This is a genomic window from Constrictibacter sp. MBR-5 (assembly GCF_040549485.1).
Taxonomy (GTDB): domain Bacteria; phylum Pseudomonadota; class Alphaproteobacteria; order JAJUGE01; family JAJUGE01; genus Constrictibacter.
In genome coordinates this window covers 1-25845 of the sequence record NZ_JBEPTK010000009.1, presented here as the reverse complement: position 1 = coordinate 25845, position 25845 = coordinate 1, and the positions used below count along the sequence as shown (strand labels likewise).

Below are 25845 nucleotides of genomic sequence, written 5' to 3'. Positions count from 1 at the left end.
CGGGCGCGGCGGCCGGCCTTCGGTCTCCCGTCCTGAAAATTGCAAACCTCGAACCAGCCGGCGACGGTAGTGTCGTCTGGCTGCATTGCTGACGGAAGGAACGGCATGGCGACGAAACCGGCCGAGGCTGAGCCAGAGACGGACGCCCGGGAAGACGCGCCGGATGGGCCGCTGCTGGACGATAGCGCGGCGGTCAAGCGCCTGGTCGCCCGGGGTAAGGAGCGGGGCTACGTCACCTATGACGAGCTGAACGCCGCTCTCCCGTCCGAGCAGGTATCTTCCGAGCAGATCGAAGACACGATGGCGATGCTCTCCGAGCTCGGCATCAACGTCGTCGAGTCGGAGGAGACCGAGGAGCCGGCCGCGGAGCGCGCGACCGAGGAGCAGCCGAGCGGCGGCAATATCGACGAGGACGACATCGGCCGCACCGACGATCCGGTGCGGATGTACCTGCGCGAGATGGGCAGCGTCGAACTGCTGTCCCGCGAAGGCGAGATCGCGATCGCCAAGCGCATCGAGGCCGGCCGCGACAAGATGATCGGGTCGATCTGCGCCAGCCCCGCAATGGTGCAGTCGCTGATCGAGTGGCGCGATCGGCTGGTCGCGGAGCGCATGCTGCTGCGCGACATCATCGACCTGGAGGCGACCTACGGCGCCGACTTCAACACCGGTAACGGGGTCGATGGCGGCGAGGCGGGTGCCAACGGGGCCGTGCCGGCGGAAGCCACCGAGGAAACCGAGACCGAGGACAGCGAGTCCGAGTCGGACGGTGACGACGGCGAGGAGGCGAACATCTCGCTGTCCGCCATGGAGCGGGCGCTGCTGCCGGAGGTCGTCGCGAAGTTCGACGCGATCGCCGCCGTCTACAAGAAGGTGAAGCCGCTCCAAGAAGCGATCGTCGCGGATGCGATCGGCACCGGTACCCCGGTCACGCCGGCCCAGCTCAAGCGATACGACAAGCTCAGGGCCGAACTGCTGGAGCAGATGAAGGCGATTCGGTTCCACAACAGCCGGATCGAGGAACTCGTCGCGAAGCTCTATGCGCTGAACAAGGAAGTCATCGGCCTGGAAGGTCGCGTGCTGCGGCTCGCGATGCAGTCCGGGGTGAAGCGCGACGTGTTCATTCCCGAGTGGCAGGGTCACGAGATCGACCCGAAATGGATGCAGCGGATCGGCCAGAAGGCCGAGTGGAAGAAGTTCGTCCGCGACCAGGCCGAGCCGGTCGCCACGATCCGCAGCCGCATCTGCGACATCTGCGTCGAAGCGGGCCTGCCGCTGCGCGATTTCCGCACCATCGTCGCGACGGTGCAGGAGGGCGAGCGCGAGGCCGGCAAGGCGAAGAAGGAGATGGTCGAGGCCAACCTCCGGCTCGTCATCTCGATCGCGAAGAAGTACACGAACCGCGGCCTGCAGTTCCTGGACCTCATCCAGGAGGGCAACATCGGCCTGATGAAGGCGGTCGACAAGTTCGAGTACCGCCGCGGCTACAAGTTCTCGACCTATGCCACCTGGTGGATCCGGCAGGCCATTACCCGGTCCATCGCGGACCAGGCGCGGACGATCCGCATTCCGGTCCACATGATCGAGACGATCAACAAGCTGGTCCGCACCTCGCGGCAGATGCTGCACGAGATCGGCCGCGAGCCGACGCCGGAAGAACTGGCGGTCAAGCTCGGGATGCCGCTGGAGAAGGTCCGCAAGGTCCTGAAGATCGCCAAGGAACCGATCAGCCTGGAAACGCCGATCGGCGACGAGGAGGACAGCCATCTCGGCGACTTCATCGAGGACAAGAACGCGATCCAGCCGCTCGATGCCGCCATTCTCGGCAACCTGCGCGAGAGCACGACGCGGGTCCTGTCCTCGCTGACGCCGCGCGAGGAGCGGGTCCTGCGGATGCGGTTCGGCATCGGCATGAACACCGACCACACGCTGGAGGAAGTCGGCCAGCAGTTCTCGGTGACGCGCGAGCGCATTCGCCAGATCGAGGCGAAGGCGCTGCGCAAGCTCAAGCACCCGAGTCGCTCGCGCAAGCTGCGCAGCTTCCTCGACACCTGAGCGACCGCGCGTCGGGCGGCCGCCAGAGGGTGCGGCAATTCGACGCAGAAGCGTGACGCGCTCCGCCGGGTGACGGAGACGATGATGACGGGGGCGAAGCCGGAAGGCTTCGCCCCCGTCGCAGTTTTGCCCCTAACTGGTGAAAGCTTATGTGATTGAGAGGCAATCGCAAAATTGCGGCGCTGTAATGTTGCGGTCCGGGCGGGACGTCGCGTCCGGCTGACAGGGGGCATCGGGCGCTTCATCTGTTTGCTGCCTGCCCATGACTGTGGTCCTGCACCGACGAACAGGCGGGACCGCTCACTTCTTATCGCATAGCCGTGATGGGCGGCAGCGCACCCTGCGCATGTGCGACGCCGCCGGTATCCGACGGCAACGTTCGGCCGGTCCCGAGCCCCCATGAATGGTTTGCGGACAACGGCTTGCGGCGCGACATCCCGTTGCGGAGAATGATTCGCATGTGCTTTATGGCCCCAATCCATGCGGTTGGGAGTCATTCTCAAATGAACAAGCACAATATTCATCATCCACGCACGCTGCGGCGAAAGGCCCTGACCGCGGGCTTGGCCGTGTCGTTCGCCGCCGTCGGCGCCGGCGAGGCACTCGCCCAGGCGCAGACCTCGGCGGACACGTCGACCACGGGTGCCGTCGAACTCGCCCCGATCTCGGTCGAGGGCCGGACGGAGACGGAAACGCCGCCGAACACGCTGAAGGCGGAGACTGGAATCGGCCGGCTTCCCGGGACCGTCCAGGACACGCCGCAGATCGTCAACGTGGTCCCGAAGCGCGTGCTAGAGGAGCAGAACGTGACGTCGCTGGAGCAGGCTCTGCGCAATGTGCCCGGTGTGACGATCGCGATCGGCGAGGGCGGACCCAGCAACGGCGACCAGTTTCGCATCCGCGGCTTCGCCGCGCAGAGCGACATCTATTCGGACGGACTGCGCGACTTCGGCCTGTATGTGCGCGACAGCTTCAACTACGAAGAAGTGCAGGTCATCAAGGGCCCCTCGTCGGAGAGCTTCGGCATGGGAACGACCGGCGGCGCCATCAACACGCAGTCGAAGACGCCGAAGTTGCAGAATTTCGTCTCCGGGACGATCAGCGGCGGCAGCGGGCCGCAGGGCCGCGGCACGGTCGACGTCAACCGGATGATCACCGACACCATCGCCGTGCGCCTGAACGGCATGTATCACAACCAGGAGGCAGCCGACCGGGACGTGGTCGAATCCGAGCGCTGGGGGGTGGCCGGTTCGATCGGCTTCGGCATCGGCACCGGTACCGAGTTCACGATGTCCTACTTCCACCAGGAAGACGACCGCGTGCCGGACTATGGAATCCCGGTCTTCGGGCAAACGCCCAATACGGGCGGCCCAGGATTCCTGATCGACAAGGGCAAGCCATCCACCGAGTACGGCATCGACCGCGACAACTTCTACGGCTTCGACAGCGATACCGACGAGACCCAGGTGGACATGTTCACCGCCCGGCTCGAGCACGAAGTCACCGACTGGCTGACCTTCTACAACGATACGCGCGTCACGACCTACGACCGCTACTTTCAGGCGACGCAGGCGACCTGCAACGCGGCGTGCGTCGCCGCCTATTTCGGCGTCGGCGGCGCTACCGTCAGCCGCGGTGGACCGAGCCCCTATGACCAGGAAGGCTGGGCCGCCCAGAACGTCTCTACCCTCGTCGGCAACTTCAACACCGGACCGCTCCGTCACCAGCTCGTCGTCGGCGCGGACCTGTTCAAGCAGAACAACGAGCGGCAGAGCCACTCCTACAGTCCCGGGCGTCCCGGAACCGGCCTGGAGAACCCGGCGAACGATTCGCCGTTCGATGTCCTGAAGGGGACAGGCGCCGATCGCGAGACCGACGCGCTGAACCTCGGCTTCTTCGCCAGCGACCGGCTGTGGCTCACCGACGAGATTTCAGTCCTCGGCGGCGTCCGCTTCGATTCTTATGACGCGAAGGTCGATGACGGCCTCACGACGGTCGAGAACAAGTCCGACCTGACAAGTCCGAAGGCGAGCCTGATCTGGGAGCCGACCAATACCCAGGCCTACTATGTGTCTTGGGCGAAATCGAGTTCGCCCCAGGGCCAGTTCATCTCGTCGACGGGCAACCCGGTCAGCAGCGACGATCTCAAACCGGAAACGAGCGAGTTGTGGGAAATCGGTGCCAAGATCGGCCTGTTCGACGAGCGGCTCGGCCTTTCGGGGGCGATCTTCTACATCGATAAGGACAACGCCAAGCAGAACGATCCCGTCACCGGAGACATTCTCGCCAACAGCGGCGAAAAGCAGCGGGTGAAGGGCGTCGAGATCGGCATCAGTGGACGGATCACCGATGCCTGGATCGTAACGGCCGGTTACACCTATCTCGACCCGGAGATCCGCGAGGGGTTCTCGGGAGGGCGGGGAGCGCCCGTGAGAGTGGATGACAGCCTCGAGGGGAACCAGATCTCGTTCGTGCCCAAGCACGCGGCTTCGGTCTGGACGACCTATGATCTGTCCGACCTGATCATTCCCAAGGATCTGGGCCGCATTCTCATCGGCACCGGCATCACCTATCGCGACGAGGTCTACCTGAACTCCGCGAATACCTCGATCGCACCCGAGACCTTCTCCTGGGATGGCCTCGTGTCCTACGAGTACGCCAACTATCGGCTGGCGCTGAACGCCTACAACCTGACCGACGAACTGAACTACGATCAGGTCTGGGGGAATCGGGTCGTCCCGTCCGCCGGACGGACCTTCGTTCTGACCGCGGGCGTGACCTTCTGACACCGCCATCCGAAGAGGGGAGGGGCTTCGGCCTCTCCCGATCTACCCCGCTTCGAGGCCAGCAGGAGCCGAGCCATGCTCGTCGAGATCCCCGACGTCCTGACGCCCGAGGAGGTCGCCCATGCCCGCCGCGTGCTGGAGGCGGCGGCCTGGGTCGACGGACGCAAGACGGCGGGGGAGCAGGCGGCTCTCGCCAAGCGCAACCTGCAGATCCCGGAAGATTCGGACGCGGCGCGCGAGGTCGGCGACCTGGTGCTGCGGGCCCTCGGCCGCAGTCCCGCCTTCACCGCCGCGGCCCTGCCGCTGCGCGTGCTGCCGCCGATGTTCAACCGCTACGACGTCGGCATGAAGTTCGACGCCCATGTGGACGGTGCCATCCGGCAGGTGCCGGGTACCGGCATCCGCCTGCGCGCCGACGTGTCCTCGACGCTCTTCCTCACCGACCCCGACGACTATGACGGCGGGGAACTGCTGGTCGAGGACACCTACGGCGCGCAGGCGGTGAAGCTTCCAGCCGGATCGATGGTCGTCTATCCGGCCTCCAGCCTGCATTCCGTCGCCGAGATCACGCGCGGCAGCCGCTGGGCCTCGTTCTTCTGGACCCAGTCGATGGTGCGCGACGACGGCAGGCGGGCGATGCTCTACGACCTGGACCAGTCGATCATGGCGCTGCGGGCGACGCTGCCCGACACGCACGAGGGCGTGCTGGGCGTCACCAGCCACTATCACAACCTGATCCGCGCCTGGGCCGAACTGTAGCCGGCGGTGCCCGCCGTTGTGCCCGGCAACCTGCTGGCGCATCCTGATCGCAGGGGAAACGTCGAAACGGGAAAAACCGTGATCGAAGCCGACTATGTGGTGGTGGGAGCCGGCTCCGCCGGCTGCGTCGTCGCCGCCCGCCTGAGCGAGGACGGCGCCAGGGTGGTGTTGCTGGAGGCGGGGCCGCCGGACACCTATCCCTTCATCCACGTTCCGGCCGGCTTCCTGAAGCTGATCCAGAACCCGCGGGTCAACTGGAACTACCTGACCGAGCCTGAGCCCGGCACCGGCAACCGCCCGCATCGCTGGCCGCGCGGTCGCGTGTTGGGCGGCACCAGTTCGATCAACGGCATGCTCTGGGTGCGCGGCCAGCCGGCCGACTATGACGGCTGGGCGCAGCGCGGCTGCCAGGGCTGGAGCTATGAGGAGGTCCTGCCGCACTTCCGGCGCAGCGAGCGCTATGCCGCCGGGGACGACGCGGTGCGCGGCCGCGACGGGCCGGTGACGGTGGAGGACCATCGGACGGTCCACCCGCTGGCGAAGCGCTTCGTCGAGGCGGCGCAGCAGGCGGGCTGGGACTACAATCCCGACTACAACAGCGGCGACCAGGAGGGGGCGTCCTTCTGCCAGATGTCGCGGCGCGGGCGCTTCCGGGCCTCGACGGCGCGCACCTATCTGGCCGAGGCGAAGGGACGGCCGAACCTGCGCGTCGAGACGCGCGCGCTGGCCTCGCGGCTCATCTTCGAGGGCCGGCGCTGCACCGGCGTCGCCTTCCGGCGCGATGGCGTCGAGACGGTGGTGCGCGCGGCGCGCGCGGTGATCCTCTCCGGCGGCACGATCAACTCGCCGCACCTGTTGCAGATCTCCGGCGTGGGACCGGCGGCGCATCTCGGCAGCCTCGGCGTCCAGCCGGTGCACGACCTGCCCGGCGTCGGCGCGAACCTGCACGACCACTACATCGTGCGCGTCTCGCAGCGGGTGAAGGGGGCGGTGACGGTCAACGAGCAGTCGCGCGGCCTGCGTCTGGTGGGCGAGGTGCTGCAGTGGACGTTCGGTTCGCGCGGCGTGCTGACCCTGGGCGCCACCAATGCGCTGCTCTTCTGCCGCTCGCGCGAAGGCCTGATGGGGCCCGACCTGCAACTCAGCTTCGCGCCGGGCAGCTTCGCCGCCGACGTGTTCGGCGTGCTGGAGAAGGAGCCGGGGATGACCATCGCGGTCTGCCCAGTGCGGCCGGAGAGCCGCGGCACGGTGATGGCGATCTCGCCAGACCCGTCGATCCCGGCCTCGATCCGCCCGAACTACCTGTCGGCACCAAACGACCTGGAGGTCATCCGGGCCGGCATACGCCTGTCGCGCAAGATCTTCTCCATGCCGGCCCTGGCACCGCTCTGCGTGCAGGAGACATTCCCGGGGCCGGACGTGCAGACCGACGACGACATGGAACGCTACGCGCGCGGTAACGGCGGCACCGTCTACCACCCCGTCGGTACCTGCCGCATGGGCACCGACCCGATGGCGGTGGTCGACCCGCGCCTGCGCGTGCACGGCATCGACGGCCTGCGTGTCGCCGACGCCTCGATCATCCCCGCCATGCCGTCCGGCAACACCAACGCGCCGACCATCATGATCGGCGAGAAGTGCGCCGCGATGATTCGGGAGGACGCCCGCGCGCCCCTTTGAAACGCCTCCAATACTTTGACTCGCCGATCCCCCGCGCGATGCTGAATCGTCCGCCGCTGGTGGGGTTAATTCAGCGGCCGAAGCGGCTGCGGGTAAGAGATACGTTGCAGACTTCGTGTTGAACTACAGTGGCAATGTTGCCCACTCGTATATCTCGCGAATGCCGATCTCGCTAAGAGTGCACTTTCGATCTACCCCTTCTGAGGGGTGTACTGCCGGTACCCGGTTGCGCTCACATGGCAACTCCGAAGGCGGCGCCTGGTCAGGAAGATATGGGCCCGCCATCGCGAGCAGGGAGGGCGGAGCATGCCTACGATTATCGGGAGCAATCACACCCTTGAGGGGCGTGAGATCAGCGACTTCAAAGTCGGCGACCGCTTCCCGGACCGGCAGTCGGCCGTCAATTTCATCACCGATTTCATTGAGAAAACATACGAAGAGCATGGGTATGATGGCGAAAATTGCTACTGGTGGGGGCGCCAGAAGGAATCTGAATATGTATATCGCTTTCGAATCACCTAAAGTTGGTTAGATCTGGCCGACGAATGGTCTGGTCTCGGTGATCAGTTTCGGTGGGGACAGCGACGTCGGCGGGGATTGGCTGCTCGGCGGCGAAGGCAACGGTATCATCTCGATCGGCTTCGGCGATGCCCGCTTCCTGAAGCTCGAAGGCGAGGAGGGTAACGAGACCCATGAGGCAGGGTTGGAACGGTGACACCGCTCGGACCCTTAGACTTGCGCCGGCGCGCACGGGGCGCTACGTCATCCGGCCGGAGGGCCTGTAGTTCAGCGGTTAGAACGCACCGCTCATAACGGTGTTGTCCCAGGTTCGAATCCTGGCGGGCCCACCACCACTACCGGATCGAGGCGGCCCCGCTTCGACCGGATTCGCGTACCGGCGCGGCTGTCGCCTGATCGAGGTCGATCGGACATGCTTGCGGCATCGCACGGGGATCTGGGGGACAGCATGAACGAGTGCAATACGGCTGATCGCGACGACGAGCCCGCATCCGCGAAGGCCTGGGAGACGCCGATCTTGACGATAATCCCGACCGACCACGCCGGCTTCAATGCCGCCGGCGCCGACGATGGCTATGGCTTTTCCTGAGCCTCTGCAGGGGCTCCATGGCGCGTTCCGGAAGGCTCTCGATCCGATACCGGCCGGCCTGCTCGGCGGGCGGTGCGCCGCTGGCGATGGCGTGATCGCGTCCGGGCGTCGCGACGAGGCGTAGCCGCCTCGGGCTGCGGCGGCGCATCGAGGTAGAACCGGCGCCTTGGCGAGGGCGCCGGGCGGCACAGATCGCTTTGCACGGTCGTTTTCAAGGAGAGCGCCATGCAACGGTGTATACCGCCTGCCCTCGGGCTGGCGGCTATGCTCGGTATCGCCACCGCCATCGCCGGCTGCGGCGGCCAGCCGCAATACACGCAGGAACAGCATTACGATCTGGTCGACTGCAGTCTCGTCGGCTGGGGCTCCCGGTCCATGCCGCGGCAGGCCTGCCTCGACCAGGGCGGCGTGCCGCTGTAGATCATCGGTCGGAAGGGGGACGGACGTGCGATTTGTCCGTGCTTTTGCCGTACCCAACGCGGCGGAATGCCGTTAGGCTGTCGCTCCATCGGGATCGGCCGCTTCTCCAAGGCGATGTCCTGGACCAGCGTCCAAGGAACAACCGAAGGAGGGACATGCTCATGACGGCGTTGCGTAATCGCGAATACCGGCACATCGAGGTCCACCCGATCGCCGGCTCGCTCGGGGCCGAGATCGAAGGTGTCGACCTGTCGCAGGAGCTGGACGACGAGGTGCTGGGTGAGATCCGCTCCGCCCTGCTCGACAATCTCGTCATCTTCGCCCGCGATCAGAAGCTCACCCCCGACCGGCAGTTGGCTTTCGCCAAGCGTTGGGGCGAGATCCATTTCCATCCCTTCATGCAGGGCATGGACGACTATCCCGAGATCCTCGAGATCAAGAAGCTGCCGACCGACAAGAAGAACTTCGGCGGGTCGTGGCATTCGGACCAGCAGTTCGCGCCAAAGCCGGCGATGGGCACGATCCTCTACGCCAAGCAGGTGCCGTCGGCGGGCGGCGACACGATGTTCGTCAACCAGTACCTCGCCTACGAGGCGCTGTCGGACACGATGAAGAACATGTTGTCGGGCCTGAAGGGCGTGAACATCGGCGACAACTTCAAGGGTCACGACGGCAAGTCGCGCAAAGAGTTCTACGCCGACAAGATCTCGATGAAGGTGAAGGATCCGGGCGACGTGCAGACCACGTCTGCACATCCGCTGATCCGCACCCACCCGGAGACGGGCCGCAAGGGCCTCTACATCGGCGGCCACACCCACGGCATCGAGGGCATGACGGCCGAGGAGAGCCAGCCGCTGATCGACTTCCTGATGCGGCACTCGACCCGGCCGGAATTCACCTGCCGCTTCCGCTGGCAGACCGGTTCGCTCGCCTTCTGGGACAATCGCTGCACCCAGCATTATGCGGTCAACGACTATCCCGGCGACACGCGCATCATGCACCGCATCACGATCTGCGGCGACACGCCGTACTGAGCCCTACCCGTACCGAGGACTAGGCGCCCGCGCGTTGCTGCCGGGCGAGCCACTCGTTCCAGGGCCCGACCGACGGATCGTCGGCTCGGGCCTTGTAGTAGGGGATGAGCGGCATGTAGGCGTCGAGGATCGCGCGGAGTTCGCCGACCGGCTCGATATGGCGGTCGACGCGCAGGTCGACGGCCGGGAAGGATCGGTCATCGTAGACCAGCATCGCCGCCGATTGCTGCCCGTCCGGCTGGCCGCCCGCGTCGCGCCCGGCTTCCAGGGCGCGGCAGAGCCGGTCCGGCAGCGGTGCCCCCTCGGATGCGGCGAAAGCCTCCGCCATCGCCGAGACGACCCGTTCCGAGACCAGCTTGTTGCCCATGGCGACGAAGCCGTCGCCGACATGGTGGCCCTTCCAGTCCGTGTTGCCGGACCCTGTGCACGCGGCGCAGCGGCCGGCGGCATCGACCACCGCCAGCTGCCGCCGCTCCATATGCGGGTCGCTGGCGGCGAGCGCGGCGAGGACCGCCTCCGCGTCGCGGCCCTCGGCCAGCATGTCGAGGCCGCGCGGCCCGAGGGTCGGGTTGGTGAGCGCCTGGGTGGCCACGGCGCCGACCCCGGCACGGGCGAACGGCACGCGCGAGCCGACCGCCATCTCGCCGGTGGCGGTGGCGATGCCGAAGGCACCCGTGCGGGGACAGCGGGCGATGAGGGTGAACGTCATCGGAACCTCCGGCGGAATGGCGGAGCGTCATTCTGCGCGCGGACTGTGCGACGCGCCACCGGCGGACTCACCAGCCGCGCGTGCCGGCCGCCCCCTTGAACGGGCCGGCGATGCGTGACGTGATCCAGCCGCCGTAGAAGTCGCCCTCCTGCGGTTGCACGCGCTCTGCGCCGACATGGCATTCGTCCACGCGCGAGGCATAGAAGGCGAGGAAGCCCGCGATCGGGCGGAAGGCGGGCGTGGGGTCCGGATAGGACCAGGCGGCGGCATCGCTGCGGCGGCCGCCCGTCTCGATGCTCCAGTAGCGCGCGGTGCCCTTGAACTCGCACCAGCTGCGCCCCGGGGCCGGGACGAGGAGGTCCTGGCGCACGTCGGCCGGCGGGATGTAGTACACCGGCGGATGGCTCGTCTCCAGCACCCGCCACCCGGCGCAGGTGTCCGCGATAACGGCACCCGCGAAGACGACCTGCAGCCTTTCCGCCACCGGCTCCAGGCGAGGCGGCCGCGGATAGTCCCAGACGGACTCGCGGCCGGGGCCGGGATCTTCGCGGCGCGGCGGAAATGTCATGGCGCGTGCTCCGGCGGATAACCCAGGGTTCGCCCGGCATACGCGGCGGAATCGCCGACGGTTCATCATCCGCCCGCGGGATGCCCACGTAGGAGGACCGGCGGCACAGAGTGGCGCCGTTGCCGTGTCCGTTTCCCGAGGAATGGCCGATGATCCCGTCGCAGTCGCCGATACTCTTCCCGCAAGGCGGCATCGCCGTGGTGGTCGGTGCGGGCGGCGGCATCGGTGCCGCGCTGCTGCACGGCCTGGAGGCGCGCGGCGACTTCGCGCGCGTCGTCGGCTGCGGCCGGACCGCCGCGATCGGACTCGACCTGTTGGAAGAATCGTCGATCGCCGCCGCCGCGGCGCAGCTGCGAGACCTCGGCGAGCTGCGGCTGGTGATCGACGCGACCGGCTTCCTGCACGGCGGCGGCTTCACGCCCGAGAAGAGCCTGCGCGATCTGGATCCGGCGCATCTGGCGCATGCGTTCGCGGTGAACGCCATCGGGCCGGCACTGCTGATGAAGCACCTGCTGCCGCTGCTGCCGCGCCGCGGCAAGGCGGTGTTCGCCACACTGTCGGCGCGGGTCGGCAGCATCGGCGACAACCGGCTGGGCGGCTGGTACGCCTATCGCGCGTCGAAGGCGGCGCTGAACCAGCTGGTGCGGACGGCGGCGGTCGAACTGCACCGCCGCTGCCCCGAGGCCGCCTGCGTTGCGCTGCATCCGGGGACGGTCGATACCGGGCTGTCCGGGCCGTTCGCCAAGGGGGGTCTGGACGTGCAGGCGCCGGACGAGGCGGCGGGCCGCCTGCTCTCCGTGATCGACCGCCTGGGGCCGAGCGACAATGGCGGGTTCTTCGACCATCGCGGCGCGGCGGTTCCCTGGTGAAGCGGCGACCGGCCCGCTATCCTGCACGCGGCGAGCGGCAGGAGAGGGACCATGGCCACCGCAGAGGATCACGCCGGACGGCACCCGGAACCGATGACGCTGCACGAGAAGCGCGTCGACGCAATGCTGCAGCTGATCGCCGGATCCGGCGGCGCCTGCGCGGCGGCGCACCGGCAGGCGCAGGAGCGGCTGCGCGACGTCGACTACGACGCCGAGGATTATTACGGCCGCTGGCTGGCGGTGCTGCGCCAGATCGTCGTGGAGACCGGCGTGGCGACCGACGACGAGCTCCGACACCGCGTCGCGGCACTCGATGCACGGGGAGATGATCAGCGATGAACGGACCGCGCTTCACACCGGGCGACCGGGTGCGCGTCGATGCCCGCGACCACGAGGGGCACTGCCGCACGCCGACCTTCCTGCGCGGCAAGACCGGCAGCGTCGACCACGTGCTCGGCACCTTCCGCAACCCGGAGAGCCTGGCCTATTTCGGCTCCGGCGAGCCGGCGCAGCCGCTCTACGTGGTCCGCTTCCGCCAGGCCGACGTCTGGCCGGACTATCGCGGCGGACCGAACGACACGGTCGCCGCCGACATCTACGAGCATTGGCTGGAGGCGGCGCGATGAGCGGCGGGCATCATCACCACGATCACGACCACGATCATGATCACGACCATGCGCCCGACGATCCGGCGCCGCCGCGCGAATACGAACTGCTGGAGCAGGCGATCCGCGAACTGCTGATCGAGAAGGGCCTGCTGACCGCCGAGCAGATCCAGCGGCAGATCGACGACATGGACAGCCGCACGCCGATGAACGGCGCGAAGCTGGTCGCCAAGGCCTGGGCCGACCCGGCGTTCAAGGCGCGGCTGCTGTCCGAGCCGAAGGCGGTGATCCAGGAGTGGGGCATCGACCTGGAGAAGAGCCCCGAACTGATGATCGTCGAGAACACGCCGTCGGTGCACAACGTCATCGTCTGCACCCTCTGCTCCTGCTATCCGCGCGCCGTGCTGGGCGTGCCGCCGGCCTGGTACAAGAAGAAGGCGTACCGGGCCCGCACGGTGGTCGAGCCGCGCGCCGTCCTCGCCGAATTCGGCACGGTGCTGCCCGACGCGGTCGAGGTGCGCGTCCACGACAGCACGGCGGACCTGCGCTACATGGTCCTGCCGATGCGGCCGGCCGGCACGGAGGGCTGGAGCGAGACGGATCTGGCCGGCCTCGTCACCCGCGACGCCTTGATCGGCGTCACCACGGCACGGGCGCCGGCCGCGGGATAGTCGCCGCCCAGGTCCCCTCCTGGCGGGCGTTCGCGCGCGGGCCTAGCATCCTCCGACAAGAACAATCGGAGGAAAGCCATGAGACCGGTACTCGCCAGCGCCGCCGCGCTGGCCGCGATGTCGTTCGCGATTTTCGGAGCACAGGCTCAGGTGTCGGACGACGTCGTCCGCATCGGCGTGCTGACCGACATGAGCGGCCCCTACCAGGATTGGGCGGGGCCCGGCTCGGTCGTCGCCGTACAGATGGCGGTCGAGGATTTCGGCCGCACGGTGCTCGGCAAGAAGATCGAGGTCGTCTCGGCCGATCACCAGAACAAGGCGGACGTCGGCGCCAACCTGACGCGGCAGGCGGCTGGGACGCCTGCAAGCTGGTCCAGACGATCCCCGCCGACGAGGCCTTCCGGCCGCTGGCGCAGAGCGCCTGTCCGTTGGTGAAGAAGTAGGAGGGCGCGATGACGAACGAGATCGGCTTCATCGGCGTCGGCGCGATGGGCGGCCCGATGGTCCGCCGCCTGTGCGAGCGCCAGTACCGGGTGCGCGTCTACGACAGTTCCCAGGCCGCACTGGAGCGGGCGGTGGGCTATGGCGCCGAGGCGGCGCCGTCGCCCGCCGACGTCGCGGCCAATGCCGAGACGGTGCTGGTCAGCCTGCCGACGCCGGCGATCGTGCGCGAGGTGGCGCTCGGCCGGAACGGCCTGATCGAGGGGGGCGGCATGCGCACCTTCGTCGACCTGTCGACGACGGGTCCGACGGTGGCGCGCGAGGTCGCCGCGGCGCTGGCGGCGAAGGGCGTGACGGCCATCGACGCCCCCGTATCCGGCGGGATCGCCGGGGCGGAGGCGGGCACGCTCGCGGTCATGGTCTCCGGGCCGGCCGATGCGATCGACAAGGCGCGATCGGCGCTGGAAGCGATCGGCCGTGTCTTCGTGGTGGGCGATCAGGTCGGCCTCGGCCAGGTGCTGAAGCTGGTCAACAACGGCCTCGCCGCGACGGCGGTGGTGGCGTCCGCCGAGGCGGTGGCGATGGCGGTGCATGCCGGGCTCGACGCGAAGATGGTGGTCGACGTCATCAACGCGTCCAGCGGCCGCAACTTCATGACGGAGAAAATGTTCACCGAGCGGGTGCTGACGCGAACCTTCGACTTCGGTTTCCGCACGGAGCTGATGCACAAGGACATCCGCCTCTGCACCGACGAGGCCGAAGCGGCGGGCGTGCCGATGTTCGTCACCAGTGCGGCGCGGCAGATGTGGTCCTTCGCCGTCGGCCAGGGCAGCGGGCGGGAGGACATCAGCACCTACGTGCGCTATCTGGAGGCATGGACGGGGATCGAGATGCGCTCGGACCCGGAGCGGAAGGGCCCGGCGGCTGCGCCGGGCGAAAGGAGCGAGGAATGACGATAGCCGCAGCGACGACGGATGCCGGTGGCGACCTGCGCCGGCCGCTGATGCTGATCGACGGCGATTGGGTGGCGAGCGGTACCGGCCGGACCCTTTCGGTCGAGAACCCGGCGAAGCGCAAGCCGATCGCCGAGGTGCCGCGTGCCGATGCCGATGACGTCGACCGCGCGGTGAAGGCGGCGGCGGCGGCCTTCCCGAAATGGTCGAAGGTGGCGCCGCGCGATCGCGGCCGGATGCTGCTGCGCATCGCCGATGCGCTGGAAGCGCGCACCGAGGAACTGGCGCGGTTGATCGCGCTGGAGACCGGCAACGCGCTGCGCACACAGGCGCGCGGCGAGGCCGCCCTATCCGGCGACATCTTCCGCTATTTCGGCGGACTCGCGAGCGAGCTGAAGGGCGAGACGATCCCGCTCGGCGAGCAGGTTCTGAGCTACACCCGCCGCGAGCCCCTGGGCGTCGTCGGCGCCATCGTGCCGTGGAACGCCCCGGTCATGCTGTCGGTGCTGAAGATCGCGCCGGCCGTCTGCGCCGGCAACTGCATCGTGCTGAAGGCGGCCGAGGACGCGCCGCTCGGCGTGCTGCTGCTGGCCGAGGTCTGCAGGGAATTCCTGCCGAAGGGCGTGGTCAACGTCATCACCGGCATCGGCCCGGAGTGCGGCGAGCCGCTCGCCCGCCATCCGCTGGTGCGCAAGCTCTCCTTCACCGGGTCGACCGGCGTCGGCAAGCTCGTCATGTCGGCGGCGGCCGAACGGATCGTGCCGGTGTCGCTGGAGCTGGGCGGCAAGAGCCCGTCCATCGTCTATCCCGACGCGAACGAGGACTGGGCGGTCGACGGCGTCATCGCGTCGATGCGCTTCACCCGGCAGAGCCAGTCCTGCACGGCGGGATCGCGCCTGTTCCTGCACGAGAGCATCTTCGACAGCTTCCTGCAGAAGCTGGTCGATAAGACCTCGAAGCTGAAGCTGGGCGACCCGATGGACGAGGCGACCGACATTGGCTCGATCATCAACGAGAAGCAGTTCAAGTGTGTGTGCGGCTATGTCGACGAGGGCCTGAGGAGCCCGGATGCGACCCTGCTGATGGGCGGGCTGCCGCCGCAGGACGGGCCGCTGAGCGAAGGCTACTTCGCCATGCCGACGATCTTCGCCCAGGCGTCGAACGACTGGCGGCTGGCGCAGGAGGAGATCTTCGGGCCGGTACTGGTGGCGATCCGCTGGAAGGACGAGGCCGAGGCCATCCGCATGGCGAACGACAGCCATTACGGCCTCGCCGCCTATGTCTGGACCCACGACATCGGCCGCGGCCTCCGCACCGCGCACGCCATCGAATCCGGCTGGGTGCAGGTGAACCAGGGCCTCGGCCAGATGCCGGGCCACTCCTACGGCGGCTACAAGCAGAGCGGCATCGGCCGCGAGTTCTCGCTGGAAGGAATGCTCGACAGCTTCACCCAGAAGAAGAACGTGACGGTCAACCTGCAGGTGACCGGGGCGCTTTAGGCGGCGGGCGGGCCTTCGGGCCCGCCGTTCCCCCTCTCGACGCTATCGCGACTCGCGCGTGTGCCAGATCCGCAGGATGAAGATCGCGCCGCTCCGGACTTCGTAGCGCTCTTCGTAGCTACACTGGAAAGGACGGGGGCACCGATTCGCGGCCGAGATTGTCGCTGGCGCTCCGCATGCCGCGCGCCACCGCGTGATCGCATCCTGACCCTTTCTAATCCTGCGTGTCGTCGCCTGGCTCGTGGCTGTCCAGGGCGGCGCGGAGGCGTTGGAGGAGGTCGAGCGCGTCGTTCAGTTCGGAACGCTTGAAGTCGGAGGCGAGGGCTTCGGCGAACGGCTCCTCGCGGCGGGCGGCGTCGTCGAGGAAGGCGATGCCGGCTTTCGCGACGCTCAGACGAGGCGAGCGCTTGTGCTCGGGGTTGGGCTTCGTCTCGATGTGGCCGGCCGCGACCAGATCGTTCACGACCGTCTGGACATACTGCCGCGATACCCCGCGCAGCCGCGCCAGATCCGGCACCGTCAGCGGTCCCTCGTCGCGGAGCTGGCGCAGGATCGCCCGGCGTCCGGCAGCGGCACCCTCCGGCCCATGAAGCCGCGCGGCGGCGGCGGCGACCGAAGCGTGAACGCGTCCGACCTCCTCGACGACCTCGACAAGGAGACGAATCTTTTCCCTGCGCTTGCCCTCTTTGGCAGCCATGCGGCTCCTCCGGCAGCCCGTCTCGGCAAGCTCAGTGGGGCTCATCGGCGGGGTGGCTGTCAAGGACTGACTGGATCGGCAACCCGTTCGGTCCGTCGGCGCGGCAGGAAGGGAGAATGATTCTCATTGATAAGAGGAATCGTTCTTATTATCACTTCCGGCATTACCCGCGTGTGGGGGGCTGCACGCGTGCTCGGAGGGGGGATGATGGCAATTCGCGGTAATCGACGAGCCGGGCGACACGCGCGGATGCAGGGGCGCCCGAGACCAGGGCTGTTGCGCACCGCGGCCACGTCCGCGATGGCGGCCTCGCTGGCCGCAACGGCACCGGCCGGGGCCCAGGAGGCCGCAGCGCAGCAGGCCGACCCGCTCGCACCGCTCGCGCTTGATCCGCTCGTCGTCTATGGCGCGAAGACCGCGCAGACGTTGGACGACATCACGGCCAGCGTCGGCATCGTCACCGAGGCGGACATCGAGACGCACCAGTTGCGCAGCTTCCGCAGCGCCTTCCGCACGCTCGCGAACGTCGCCGATTCGGACTGGAACGACGCCGGCTTCGTGATCCGCGGCCTCAATTCGGAAGGGCTGACGCCGGGCGGCGCGCCGCTCGCGAGCTTCTACGTCGACGGCGTGCAGCAGACGGTGCAGGGCACGCGGCGCGGCGCCCGCGGCCTCTGGGACGTGCAGCAGGTCGAGGTCTATCGCGGGCCGCAGTCGACCCTGTCGGGGCGTGCGGCGCTGGCCGGCACGGTGCAGGTGAAGACGAACGACCCGACCTTCGACTACGAGGCGGCGGCGGAGGGCACGGTCGGCACCATGGAGACGCGCGGCGGCGCCGCGATGGTCAACGTGCCGGTCGTCGACGACATCCTCGCGCTGCGCATCGCCGCCGAATACGAGCGCAGCGAAAGCGATCTGAACTATCCAACCTACCGCCGGTTCGACGACTATGGCGACTTCAAGCGCGACGAGTACTACCAGATCCGCAGCAAGCTGCTGTTCACGCCGGCGGCGCTGCCCGATACGCGCGCCCTGGTGACCTACGCCTTCGCCAGCGACTCACCGGACATCGACGATATCGCCGGCCCCGGACTGGGCTTCGACTGGGACAGCGAGCGCGGCGACTTCAACCTGCCGGTGTTCGCCGAGGTGCGCCGCGCGAAGAACCACAGTGCGGGCGCCGAGATCACGCACGACCTGTCGCGTGACCTCACCTTCACCTCGATGACCAGCTACGTGCACACGAACCTGTCGCGCGATTCGATCAACAAGGGCACCGGCGGCGAGACGAACTTCGTCGACGGCAACCTGGTGGAACAGCTCGCGACGCAGGAGTTCCGCCTGAACTATCTCGCCGACAGCCTCGCAGCGACACTGGGGGTCTACGGCGCCTACCAGGACGACGACAACGAGTATCGGCGGCCCGACTATTTCGGCAACTCCGACATCAGCCGGTCGGACGCCGAGATCTACAATGCGGCGCTGTTCGGCGAGGTCACTTACGAGTTCGTGCCGACGTGGAAGGCCGTGCTGGGCGGGCGCCTCGACCACAGCAGCCAGAAGGGCTCGAACTTCTTCTCGCGCAACGGTGCCGCGACGACCGACTTCGACTATGATTTCGACGAGACGGTGTTCCTGCCGAAGGCCGGCATCATCAAGGAACTGACGCCTGGGCATCAGCTGGGCTTAACGGTGCAGCGCGGCTTCCGTAACGGCGGTGCCGGGCTGCAGCGCTCGACCGGCGAGACCTTCACGTTCGATCCCGAGTTCGCCTGGAACTACGAACTGTCCTACAAGGGCAGCTTCTTCGAGCGGCGGCTGGATATCGGCGCCAACGTCTTCTATGCGGACCTGACGGACCAGCAGGTCGAGGTGCAGGAAGATCCGACGAACTTCGGTTCCACGATCACGACCAACGCGGCGGAGTCGCGGCTCTATGGCTTCGAGCTGGAGGCGAAGGGGCGGGTCACGCGCGAACTCTCCGCCTTCGCCTCGCTCGGCTACGTGCACACCAAGTTCGAGGACTTCGACAGCTCCAGCCTCGGCGACCTGTCGGGATCGCGGTTCCCCGAGGCGTCCAAGTGGAACGTCGCCGTCGGCGCCGACTATCACCACCCCAGCGGCTTCTTCGTCGGCGCCGACGCGAAATACACCTCCGATTTCCTCGCGCGGTTCGGCACCGCGCCGCAGGAGACGCTGGACGGCTACTTCGTCGCCAACCTTCAGGCGGGCTACCGCTACCGGAACCTGACGGCGACGGTGTTCGCCGAGAACGTCTTCGACGAGGACTACTTCCTCTATAATGACAACGATGTCGCCGCGACGCTCGGACCGCGCCGCGTCGTCGGCCTGACGCTGAAGGCGGAGCTTTAGCCACTGCGCAGGGCGGGCCGTTCCCGCACGTGGATGACGAAAGGTGACTTGAGGCTCTACTCTGTCGCGTAGCGAGCGGCCGCCGCCCGCACGACGAAAAGATCAGGGAGAGCAAGCCATGAGCCAGCGACGCAAGCAGCCAGACGAACTCCGCAGCTTCCGCTGGTTCGGGCCGGATACGCATCGCGCCTTCGGCCACCGCTCGCGCATGCAGGAGATGGGCTTCGCGCGCGAAGAGTTCATGGGCAAGCCGGTCATCGGTATCGTGAACACCTGGTCGGACACCAACACCTGTCACAGCCACCTGCGCGACCGCGCCAACGAGGTGAAGCGCGGCGTGATGCAGGCGGGCGGCTTCCCGGTCGAACTGCCGGCGATGTCGGTCGGCGAGCAGATGACCAAGCCGACCTCGATGATGTACCGCAACTTCCTTGCCATGGAGACCGAGGAACTGCTGCGCTCGCAGCCGATCGACGGCTGCGTGCTGCTCGGCGGCTGCGACAAGACCACGCCCGGCCTGCTGATGGGCGCCATCTCGATGGGCATCCCGGCGATCTACCTGCCGGCAGGCGCCATGCTGCGCGGCCACTGGCGCGGAAAGACGCTGGGCTCCGGCACCGACGTGTTCAAGCTGCACGCCGAGCGGCGCGCCGGCAACCTGTCCGACGACGACTGGAACAGCCTGGAGTCCGGCTTCGCCCGGTCGGCCGGCACCTGCATGGTGATGGGCACCGCCTCGACGATGATGTCGCTGGCGGAATCGCTCGGCATGACCCTGCCGGGCGCCTCGACGATCCCGGCGGTGGACGCGACGCATGCGCAGATGGCGGTGCGTGCCGGCATGCGCATCGTCGACATGGTCTGGGACGACCTGACGCCGGCGAAGATCCTGACGCGCGAGGCGTTCGACAACGCCATCACCGTCGACATGGCGCTGTCTGGGTCGACCAACGCGATCATCCACCTGACGGCGATGGCCGGCAGGGCCGGCATCGACCTGCCCGCCGAGCGCTTCGACGAAATCTCCAAGCGCACGCCGGTGCTGTGCAACCTGAAGCCGGCCGGCACGCACCTGATGGAGGATTTCTACTATGCCGGCGGCCTGCGCGGGCTGCTGAACCGGATCGGCGACCTCCTGAACCTCGACTGCCTGACGGTCAACGGCCGCACCCTGGGCGAGAACATCGCCGGCGCCGAGGTCTATGACGACGATGTGATCCGAACCCGCGGCAATCCGCTGTCGCCGACCGGCGGCACCGCGGTGCTGCGCGGCAACCTCGCGCCCGACGGCGCCATCATCAAGCCGACGGCCGCCGAGCCCCGCCTGCTGAAGCACCGCGGCAAGGCGGTGGTGTTCGAGAGCGTCGACGACATGTATGCGCGCGTCGACGACGAGAACCTCGACGTGACCGCGGACTCGGTGCTGGTGCTGAAGAACGGCGGCCCGCTGGGGGCGCCCGGCATGCCGGAATGGGGCCAGCTGCCGATCCCGAAGAAGCTGCTGCGCGACGGCGTGCGCGACATGCTGCGCATCTCCGACGCGCGGATGAGCGGCACCAGCTACGGTGCCTGCGTCCTGCACGTCTGCCCGGAATCGGCGGTCGGCGGGCCGCTCGCCTTCGTCCGCGACGGCGACGAGATCGAGATGGACGTCGAGGCGCGCACGCTGCACCTGCACGTCTCGGAGGCGGAGCTGAAGGCGCGGCGCGAGGCCTGGCAGCCGCCGCCGGCGCATTACAGCCGCGGTTACGGCTCGCTCTACATCCAGCACGTGACGCAGGCCGACAAGGGCGCCGACTTCGACTTCCTGCATGCCGGCGAGCCGATCCCGGAGCCGAAGATCTTTTGAGGCGCCGGCGGAGCGCGGGCGTCCCGCCCGCAATTTCCTCTCCGTCCCTCGGCGGACGAATAATAGGCAGGCGGGACGCCCGCGCTCCGGCGCGGCGTCTTCTTCTGCTCCTCGCCTTCCTCTGGTCCGTTTCGCCGGCCGTTGCGCTGGAGCCGGGGCCGTCGGCGCTGGTCGTGGACATCGTGGATGGCGACACCGTCGTGCTCGACGACCGCAGCGAGGTGCGGCTGGTCGGGCTGCAGGCGCCGAAGCTGCCGCTCGTGCGGCCGAACTTCCCGACATGGCCGCTGGCGGCGGAGGCGAAGGCGGCGCTGGAGGCGATCGCCGGGGGGCGGCGGGTGCAGTTGCGCTTCGGCGGCGCCAGGATGGATCGGCACGGCCGCCACCTCGCGCACCTGTTCCTGGGTGAGGGCGACGGTGCGGCCTGGGTGCAGGGCGAGATGCTGCGGCGGGGGATGGCGCGGGTCTACACCTTCCCCGACAACCGCGCCCGGGTGCCGGAAATGCTGGCGCTGGAGCGCGAGGCGCGGGCTGCCCGGCGAGGCATCTGGGGGCTGCGCTTCTATGCGATCCGGAGCGCCGATGATCTGGACCGCGACATCGGCACGTTCCAGATCGTCGAGGGCGAGGTGCTCGGCGCGGCGGTCGTGCGCGGGCGCGGCTATCTCAACTTCGGCACCGACTGGAAGACCGACTTCACCGTCGTCGTGCCGCCGGATGCGGTCCGCCTGTTCCGGCGCGAAGGGGCCGAAATTCAATCCTTCCAGGGACGCACGGTGCGCGTGCGCGGCTGGCTGCGCTGGTATGATGGCCCGCAGATGGAAGTCACCCATCCGGAGCAGATCGAGGTGCCGGAATCATGAGCCGCCGATTTTCGATCCGTGGATTTCCGATCCGTCCGGCGATGCTCTGCGTCGCGGCGGCGCTGCTTCTGGCCGCCTGCGAGACGGTACCGGCCACCGGCGAGTCCGTCTTCACCGGCTTCACGCCGCTGTCCTCGGAGGCGGCACTGGGCGCTCAGGAGCACCCGAAGATCCTGTCGCAGTTCGGCGGGGAATATGACGACCCCGAGTTGGCCGCCTATGTCGCGAGCGTGGGAAAGCTGCTGGCGAGCGCCTCGGAACTGCCGCAGCTCGACTGGCGCTTCACCGTCATCGATTCCGACATCGTCAACGCCTTCGCGCTGCCCGGCGGCTATGTCTATGTGACGCGGGGCCTGATCGCGCTCGCCCGCGACGAGGCGGAGATGGCCGCGGTGCTGGCGCACGAGATCGGGCACGTCACTGCGCGCCACTCCGCCCAGCGCCAGGGCCAGGGACTGATCGCCGGCATCGGCGCACTGGCGGCGGGCATCCTTCTGGGTGACGCCGGTGCCAGCATCGGCTCGACCCTCGGGCAGGGCTATGTGGCCAGCTATTCCCGCAGCCAGGAGCATCAGGCGGACGAACTCGGCGTGCGCTATCTGTCGCGCGTCGGCTTCGACCCGAACGCCATGTCGGGCTTCCTCGCCGGCATGCAGGCGCAGAGCGAGCTGCTGGCCCGCATCCAGGGCAAGGAGCAGTCCGAGGCGAGCTGGCTGGCGACCCATCCGCCGACGGGCGAACGGGTGACCGCGGCGTCGGCCGCGGCGCAGGGCATCAGCATCCGCGACCCGATGCGCGGACGGGACACCTTCCTTGCGAAGATCGACGGCATGACCTACGGCGACAGCCCGGAGAACGGGCTCATCCGTGGGCGCAGCTTCATCCACCCGGTGCTGCGCTTCCGCTTCGAGGTGCCGGAGAGCTTCAAGCTGGTGAACACCGCCAGCAAGGTGGGCGCGGTCGGCCCGGACGGCGCGGTCATCGTCATGGACATGGCTAAGAGTGGCGGTGCGACCGGCATGGCGGCCTATCTGCAGAACGTCTGGGCGGCGCGCACGCGGCTCGCCGGCGTCGAGAACATCACGATCAACGGCCTGCCGGCTGCGACCGGCACCACACGCGTCCAGTCGCGGAGCGGCGTCGTCGACATGCGGCTGGTGGCGATCCGCGGCGACGGCGACACCGTCTACCGCCTGCAGTTCGCGACGCCGAGCGCGCAGACCGCCCGCCTGGCGAACGACCTGCAGCGTACGACCTACAGCTTCCGGCGCCTGTCCGCGGCCGAGGCCGCGAAGGTGCGCCCCTACCGCATCAGGATCCGGACGGTGAGGCCCGGCGACACCTTGGCGTCGCTCGCGGCGGGCATGCCCTACACGGATCACCGCGAAGACCGGATGCGCGTGCTGAACGGCCTTCGGCCGGGCGAGACGCTGCAGCCGGGCACGAAGGTGAAGACGATCGTCGAGTAGCGCCGCCGGGCATCACCGTCTGACGCGATCGTGAAGGACGGTGCCGCCGCTGCCGTCGTTGGTAGTTGGCTGCCGTATGGCAGCAAACCGCCATCACGACGGAGAGATCGATGAGACTGCTGCCGCGCCGCTCCCTTCCGCTCGCCCTCGCCGCCGGCCTCGCGATGGCCGCATCGCTTCCCCCCGTCTCCGCCATGGCCGCGGAGGCCGCCCATGAGCCTGCGACCGTCGCGAGCGCGCACGGGTTCGCCGAGACGGTCGATCGCCTGACCAAGGCGATCGAGAGCCGCGGCGCCAAGATCGCGGCGACCGTCGACCATGCGAAGGCGGCGGGCTCGGTGGACATGAAGCTGCGGCCCACGACCGTGGTGATCTTCGGCAACCCGAAGCTGGGGACGCCGCTGATGCAGACGAACCAGACCGCCGGGCTCGACCTGCCGCTGCGCGTGCTGGTCTGGGAGGATGCCGACGGCAAGGTGAACCTGGGCTACTGGCCGCCGGCTATGCTGGCGGAACTGCACGGTGCGGATCCGGAGTCCGAGGCGGTCGGGCGGATGACCAAGGCCATGGGCGGCATCGTCGCCGAGGCCGCCGGCAAGAACTGACGGCGCCTACCAGCGCAGCAGGCGGCTGCCCGCCGCCGCACCGACGGCGGTGGGCAGGCAGATCGCCAGCGGGTACCAGGTCGCGACGAAGAGCGGGCTGTCGTCGCTGCAGTGCCAGCCGTAGAGAAAGGCCGCAACGGCGCCCGCCGCCAGGCCGGCGACGGCTCCGGTGAGGGCCGGCCGGGTCGGTGCCCCTTGCCGCAGCCCCAGCAGCAGTGCCGTGAGCGGTGCCACCGCGAGCAGCGGGATGACGGTCATGCAGATCGCGGCGTTGTTGCCGATCAGCCGCGGCGCCCATGCCTGGCTCGGCACGGCGAAGAGTTCCGCCACGATGCCGGCCGCGGCCAGCGCGGGGAAGGCGAGCAGCGCCAGCGCTGGGCCGCGCGCGGGTGCTGCCGGCCGCGCGAGGCGGAGCAGCAGCACGATCGACGGAATGGCCAGTCCGAGGACGACGACGAACTTGTAGGGGAAACGCGTCGTCGCGAGCGCGGCGGCGACGTCCGCGCGGATGCCGATCGTTGCGAGCAGTGCTGCGCCGGCGACAACGGCGCCTGCCGCCAGGGCCGGCAGCATGACCGCGGCCGGCGGCGTCCGGCGCGTCTTCGCGTCGGCTGCGAGGGCTTCGATCAGGTCGCCGGTCCTCATTCCCGTCCTTTCCGATACAGCGCCGCAAGCGCCTTCAACGCGCGATGCAGGGTCACCCGCACCGCCACCTCCGTCATCTCCAGCCGCTGTGCCGTCTCGCGCACCGTGCGGCCGTCCAGCGAGATGGAGCGGACGATGTCCTGCTGGCGCGGGTTCAGGCCCGCGATCAGCCGCTGCGCGTCCCGCCTGTCCTCGTCGCGTTCCGACGTTTCGGCCTCGGGCTCCTCGACCAGCCCGTCCAGGGCGACTTCCAGCCGTCGGCCGCGACGGCGCATGGCGTCGATGACCTTGTGGCGCGCGATCGCGCCGATCCAGGGGCCGAGTGGTTCGCCCATACGCCACGTATGACGCTTCAAGTGAATCGCCAGCAGCGTCTCCTGGACCACGTCCTCGATCTCGGCGCCGTACCCGGTGCCGAAAACCCGCCGCACCGTCGCCCGTACCGCGGGCGCTATGTCCTGCAGCAGTGCGCGATAGGCGGCGGCGTCGCCGTCCAGCGCCGCCGTCATCAGTTCGATCCGCCTGCTTTCCCGCGCCCTGTCGTTCACGCCGTCCCCATGTCCTTCGCTGCGCGGGCAGCCTTCGTTACAGCGGCATGATGCCGGATCAATGATCCGTGATCGGCACCGCCTCGGCCATCACGGATCGGCGACGACGGTAACGAACCCGGCCGGGGCGTCGAAGGGCGTAGTGCAGGCCGAGAGACGGCCCGCGCTCGAATCCAAAGGGAGAGTTCACATGAATCGCCTCACACGCAACATCGCACTCGCCGGTTCCTTCGCCACGGCCCTCGCCATGCTGGCCGCCCCGGCGAGCGCCATGGACGCCGACAAGGAGAAGTGCTTCGGCGTGGCGCTGAAGGGGCAGAACGACTGCGCCGCCGGCCCCGGCACCACCTGCGCCGGCACCTCGAAGGTCGACTATCAGGGCAATGCCTGGAAGGCCGTGCCGAAGGGCACCTGCGTGTCGATGGAGGTCCCGGGCGGCCGCAAGGGCTCGCTGACGGCGCTCGAGCGCGACATGCCGAAGATGTGACGCCACGCATCCGAGCGAACGGCCGGGGGGGGGGCCCCCCCCCCCCCCCCCCCCCCCCCGGCCGGGGGGGGGGGGGGGGGGGGGCGCCCCCCCCCCCCGCTCCGGGATAAAGCGTGATCTTACCGATTCTTCCAATTCGGCTTGCGCTTCTC

The 25845-nt window shown here is 68.4% G+C and carries 27 protein-coding genes and 1 tRNA gene; 23 read left to right on the top strand and 5 right to left on the bottom strand.

The genetic code is table 11. The features are described 5' to 3' along the window. Window positions 1-105 precede the first annotated feature (105 nt). The 10 genes from rpoD (at window position 106) to ABIE65_RS17760 (ending at window position 9842) form a co-directional block, all read left to right on the top strand. Entirely contained in the window at window positions 106-2055 is a 1950-nt protein-coding gene (gene rpoD / locus ABIE65_RS17805) for an RNA polymerase sigma factor RpoD (protein WP_354079536.1), read from the top strand. Between the two features lie 503 nt (window positions 2056-2558). Continuing rightward, on the top strand, window positions 2559-4841 hold the full coding sequence (locus ABIE65_RS17800; RefSeq protein ID WP_354079534.1) for a TonB-dependent receptor: 2283 nt from the start codon (window positions 2559-2561) through the stop codon (window positions 4839-4841). A 75-nt stretch (window positions 4842-4916) separates the two neighbouring features. Next, window positions 4917-5600, top strand: coding sequence for a Fe2+-dependent dioxygenase (locus ABIE65_RS17795; RefSeq protein WP_354079532.1), 684 nt, complete (start codon window positions 4917-4919; stop codon window positions 5598-5600). Between the two features lie 78 nt (window positions 5601-5678). Beyond that, window positions 5679-7280 carry a GMC family oxidoreductase gene (locus tag ABIE65_RS17790; protein WP_354079530.1) on the top strand — a complete coding sequence of 534 codons (1602 nt, stop codon included), beginning with the start codon at window positions 5679-5681 and terminating at the stop codon, window positions 7278-7280. A gap of 306 nt (window positions 7281-7586) precedes the next feature. Further along, on the top strand, window positions 7587-7802 hold the full coding sequence (locus ABIE65_RS17785; RefSeq protein WP_354079528.1) for a hypothetical protein: 216 nt from the start codon (window positions 7587-7589) through the stop codon (window positions 7800-7802). 37 nt (window positions 7803-7839) lie between these two features. Further along, window positions 7840-7995, top strand: coding sequence for a hypothetical protein (locus tag ABIE65_RS17780; protein ID WP_354079526.1), 156 nt, complete (start codon window positions 7840-7842; stop codon window positions 7993-7995). 60 nt (window positions 7996-8055) lie between these two features. Continuing rightward, a tRNA-Ile gene (locus ABIE65_RS17775) sits at window positions 8056-8131 on the top strand. A gap of 80 nt (window positions 8132-8211) precedes the next feature. Next, window positions 8212-8388, top strand: coding sequence for a hypothetical protein (locus ABIE65_RS17770; RefSeq protein ID WP_354079524.1), 177 nt, complete (start codon window positions 8212-8214; stop codon window positions 8386-8388). Window positions 8389-8613: 225 nt separating this feature from the next. Further along, window positions 8614-8808, top strand: a complete 195-nt coding sequence (locus tag ABIE65_RS17765) for a hypothetical protein (RefSeq protein ID WP_354079522.1) — start codon at window positions 8614-8616, stop codon at window positions 8806-8808. A gap of 161 nt (window positions 8809-8969) precedes the next feature. Next, entirely contained in the window at window positions 8970-9842 is an 873-nt protein-coding gene (locus tag ABIE65_RS17760) for a TauD/TfdA dioxygenase family protein (RefSeq protein WP_354079520.1), read from the top strand. A gap of 19 nt (window positions 9843-9861) precedes the next feature. On the opposite strand, the gene ABIE65_RS17755 is transcribed toward ABIE65_RS17760, so the two are convergent. Together ABIE65_RS17755 and ABIE65_RS17750 are read right to left on the bottom strand one after the other, a co-directional pair. Beyond that, window positions 9862-10551: a DUF1028 domain-containing protein gene (locus ABIE65_RS17755; protein ID WP_354079518.1), complete on the bottom strand. Its 690-nt coding sequence runs from the start codon at window positions 10549-10551 to the stop codon at window positions 9862-9864. A gap of 67 nt (window positions 10552-10618) precedes the next feature. Further along, window positions 10619-11119, bottom strand: a complete 501-nt coding sequence (locus ABIE65_RS17750) for a DUF427 domain-containing protein (protein WP_354079516.1) — start codon at window positions 11117-11119, stop codon at window positions 10619-10621. 149 nt (window positions 11120-11268) lie between these two features. Between ABIE65_RS17750 and ABIE65_RS17745 the strand changes: the two genes are divergently transcribed. The 7 genes from ABIE65_RS17745 to ABIE65_RS17715 all read left to right on the top strand — a co-directional run bounded on the left by ABIE65_RS17745 (window position 11269) and on the right by ABIE65_RS17715 (window position 16157). Beyond that, entirely contained in the window at window positions 11269-11988 is a 720-nt protein-coding gene (locus ABIE65_RS17745) for an SDR family NAD(P)-dependent oxidoreductase (protein WP_354079514.1), read from the top strand. Window positions 11989-12039: 51 nt separating this feature from the next. Beyond that, entirely contained in the window at window positions 12040-12327 is a 288-nt protein-coding gene (locus ABIE65_RS17740; protein WP_354079512.1) for a hypothetical protein, read from the top strand. Beyond that, a complete protein-coding gene (locus ABIE65_RS17735) occupies window positions 12324-12614 on the top strand; it encodes an SH3-like domain-containing protein (protein WP_354079510.1) in 291 nt (96 codons plus the stop codon). Before ABIE65_RS17740 ends, ABIE65_RS17735 begins: the two co-directional genes overlap by 4 nt. Beyond that, complete coding sequence (nthA, locus tag ABIE65_RS17730) at window positions 12611-13264, top strand: nitrile hydratase subunit alpha (RefSeq protein WP_354079508.1); 654 nt, start codon at window positions 12611-12613, stop codon at window positions 13262-13264. Before ABIE65_RS17735 ends, nthA begins: the two co-directional genes overlap by 4 nt. Window positions 13265-13342: 78 nt before the next feature. After that, window positions 13343-13699: an ABC transporter substrate-binding protein gene (locus ABIE65_RS17725; RefSeq protein ID WP_354079506.1), complete on the top strand. Its 357-nt coding sequence runs from the start codon at window positions 13343-13345 to the stop codon at window positions 13697-13699. A gap of 17 nt (window positions 13700-13716) precedes the next feature. Then, window positions 13717-14658, top strand: coding sequence for an NAD(P)-dependent oxidoreductase (locus ABIE65_RS17720; protein WP_354079504.1), 942 nt, complete (start codon window positions 13717-13719; stop codon window positions 14656-14658). Beyond that, on the top strand, window positions 14655-16157 hold the full coding sequence (locus ABIE65_RS17715) for an aldehyde dehydrogenase family protein (RefSeq protein ID WP_354079502.1): 1503 nt from the start codon (window positions 14655-14657) through the stop codon (window positions 16155-16157). The genes ABIE65_RS17720 and ABIE65_RS17715 overlap by 4 nt, the downstream gene beginning before the upstream one ends. A 214-nt stretch (window positions 16158-16371) precedes the next feature. Here ABIE65_RS17715 and ABIE65_RS17710 read toward each other — a convergent pair whose 3' ends face one another. Next, window positions 16372-16854 carry a MarR family winged helix-turn-helix transcriptional regulator gene (locus ABIE65_RS17710; RefSeq protein WP_354079500.1) on the bottom strand — a complete coding sequence of 161 codons (483 nt, stop codon included), beginning with the start codon at window positions 16852-16854 and terminating at the stop codon, window positions 16372-16374. Window positions 16855-17130: 276 nt separating this feature from the next. Between ABIE65_RS17710 and ABIE65_RS17705 the strand changes: the two genes are divergently transcribed. The 5 genes from ABIE65_RS17705 (at window position 17131) to ABIE65_RS17685 (ending at window position 24013) form a co-directional block, all read left to right on the top strand. Beyond that, window positions 17131-19227 (top strand): TonB-dependent receptor, encoded by a 2097-nt coding sequence (locus ABIE65_RS17705; RefSeq protein WP_354079498.1) that lies wholly within the window; start codon window positions 17131-17133, stop codon window positions 19225-19227. A gap of 118 nt (window positions 19228-19345) precedes the next feature. Continuing rightward, on the top strand, window positions 19346-21076 hold the full coding sequence (gene araD, locus ABIE65_RS17700; protein ID WP_354079496.1) for an L-arabinonate dehydratase: 1731 nt from the start codon (window positions 19346-19348) through the stop codon (window positions 21074-21076). 173 nt (window positions 21077-21249) lie between these two features. Then, window positions 21250-21939 (top strand): thermonuclease family protein, encoded by a 690-nt coding sequence (locus ABIE65_RS17695; RefSeq protein WP_354079494.1) that lies wholly within the window; start codon window positions 21250-21252, stop codon window positions 21937-21939. Then, on the top strand, window positions 21936-23408 hold the full coding sequence (locus tag ABIE65_RS17690; RefSeq protein ID WP_354079492.1) for a M48 family metalloprotease: 1473 nt from the start codon (window positions 21936-21938) through the stop codon (window positions 23406-23408). The genes ABIE65_RS17695 and ABIE65_RS17690 overlap by 4 nt, the downstream gene beginning before the upstream one ends. A gap of 110 nt (window positions 23409-23518) precedes the next feature. Next, window positions 23519-24013, top strand: coding sequence for a DUF302 domain-containing protein (locus ABIE65_RS17685; RefSeq protein ID WP_354079490.1), 495 nt, complete (start codon window positions 23519-23521; stop codon window positions 24011-24013). 6 nt (window positions 24014-24019) lie between these two features. Here the strand turns inward: ABIE65_RS17685 and ABIE65_RS17680 are convergent, their stop codons facing one another. Together ABIE65_RS17680 and ABIE65_RS17675 are read right to left on the bottom strand one after the other, a co-directional pair. Next, the gene (locus ABIE65_RS17680; RefSeq protein ID WP_354079488.1) at window positions 24020-24658 is read right to left on the bottom strand and encodes an NrsF family protein; all 639 of its coding nucleotides are present in this window, start codon (window positions 24656-24658) and stop codon (window positions 24020-24022) included. Beyond that, a complete protein-coding gene (locus tag ABIE65_RS17675) occupies window positions 24655-25206 on the bottom strand; it encodes a sigma-70 family RNA polymerase sigma factor (RefSeq protein WP_354079486.1) in 552 nt (183 codons plus the stop codon). The genes ABIE65_RS17680 and ABIE65_RS17675 overlap by 4 nt, the downstream gene beginning before the upstream one ends. 190 nt (window positions 25207-25396) lie before the next feature. On the opposite strand from ABIE65_RS17675, the gene ABIE65_RS17670 reads away from it, so the two are divergent. Beyond that, entirely contained in the window at window positions 25397-25693 is a 297-nt protein-coding gene (locus ABIE65_RS17670; protein WP_354079484.1) for a BufA1 family periplasmic bufferin-type metallophore, read from the top strand. The last annotated feature ends 152 nt before the right edge of the window (window positions 25694-25845 follow it).

Bases quoted from the DNA above. Each gene is read 5' to 3' on its own strand.
- rpoD (WP_354079536.1), top strand. From the start codon at position 106: ATGGCGACGAAACCGGCCGAGGCTGAGCCAGAGACGGACGCCCGGGAA.
- ABIE65_RS17800 (WP_354079534.1), top strand. From the start codon at position 2,559: ATGAACAAGCACAATATTCATCATCCACGCACGCTGCGGCGAAAGGCC.
- ABIE65_RS17795 (WP_354079532.1), top strand. From the start codon at position 4,917: ATGCTCGTCGAGATCCCCGACGTCCTGACGCCCGAGGAGGTCGCCCAT.
- ABIE65_RS17785 (WP_354079528.1), top strand. From the start codon at position 7,587: ATGCCTACGATTATCGGGAGCAATCACACCCTTGAGGGGCGTGAGATC.
- ABIE65_RS17770 (WP_354079524.1), top strand. From the start codon at position 8,212: ATGCTTGCGGCATCGCACGGGGATCTGGGGGACAGCATGAACGAGTGC.
- ABIE65_RS17765 (WP_354079522.1), top strand. From the start codon at position 8,614: ATGCAACGGTGTATACCGCCTGCCCTCGGGCTGGCGGCTATGCTCGGT.
- ABIE65_RS17760 (WP_354079520.1), top strand. From the start codon at position 8,970: ATGACGGCGTTGCGTAATCGCGAATACCGGCACATCGAGGTCCACCCG.
- ABIE65_RS17755 (WP_354079518.1), bottom strand. From the start codon at position 10,551: ATGACGTTCACCCTCATCGCCCGCTGTCCCCGCACGGGTGCCTTCGGC.
- ABIE65_RS17750 (WP_354079516.1), bottom strand. From the start codon at position 11,119: ATGACATTTCCGCCGCGCCGCGAAGATCCCGGCCCCGGCCGCGAGTCC.
- ABIE65_RS17745 (WP_354079514.1), top strand. From the start codon at position 11,269: ATGATCCCGTCGCAGTCGCCGATACTCTTCCCGCAAGGCGGCATCGCC.
- ABIE65_RS17740 (WP_354079512.1), top strand. From the start codon at position 12,040: ATGGCCACCGCAGAGGATCACGCCGGACGGCACCCGGAACCGATGACG.
- ABIE65_RS17735 (WP_354079510.1), top strand. From the start codon at position 12,324: ATGAACGGACCGCGCTTCACACCGGGCGACCGGGTGCGCGTCGATGCC.
- nthA (WP_354079508.1), top strand. From the start codon at position 12,611: ATGAGCGGCGGGCATCATCACCACGATCACGACCACGATCATGATCAC.
- ABIE65_RS17725 (WP_354079506.1), top strand. From the start codon at position 13,343: ATGAGACCGGTACTCGCCAGCGCCGCCGCGCTGGCCGCGATGTCGTTC.
- ABIE65_RS17720 (WP_354079504.1), top strand. From the start codon at position 13,717: ATGACGAACGAGATCGGCTTCATCGGCGTCGGCGCGATGGGCGGCCCG.
- ABIE65_RS17715 (WP_354079502.1), top strand. From the start codon at position 14,655: ATGACGATAGCCGCAGCGACGACGGATGCCGGTGGCGACCTGCGCCGG.
- ABIE65_RS17710 (WP_354079500.1), bottom strand. From the start codon at position 16,854: ATGGCTGCCAAAGAGGGCAAGCGCAGGGAAAAGATTCGTCTCCTTGTC.
- araD (WP_354079496.1), top strand. From the start codon at position 19,346: ATGAGCCAGCGACGCAAGCAGCCAGACGAACTCCGCAGCTTCCGCTGG.
- ABIE65_RS17690 (WP_354079492.1), top strand. From the start codon at position 21,936: ATGAGCCGCCGATTTTCGATCCGTGGATTTCCGATCCGTCCGGCGATG.
- ABIE65_RS17685 (WP_354079490.1), top strand. From the start codon at position 23,519: ATGAGACTGCTGCCGCGCCGCTCCCTTCCGCTCGCCCTCGCCGCCGGC.
- ABIE65_RS17680 (WP_354079488.1), bottom strand. From the start codon at position 24,658: ATGAGGACCGGCGACCTGATCGAAGCCCTCGCAGCCGACGCGAAGACG.
- ABIE65_RS17670 (WP_354079484.1), top strand. From the start codon at position 25,397: ATGAATCGCCTCACACGCAACATCGCACTCGCCGGTTCCTTCGCCACG.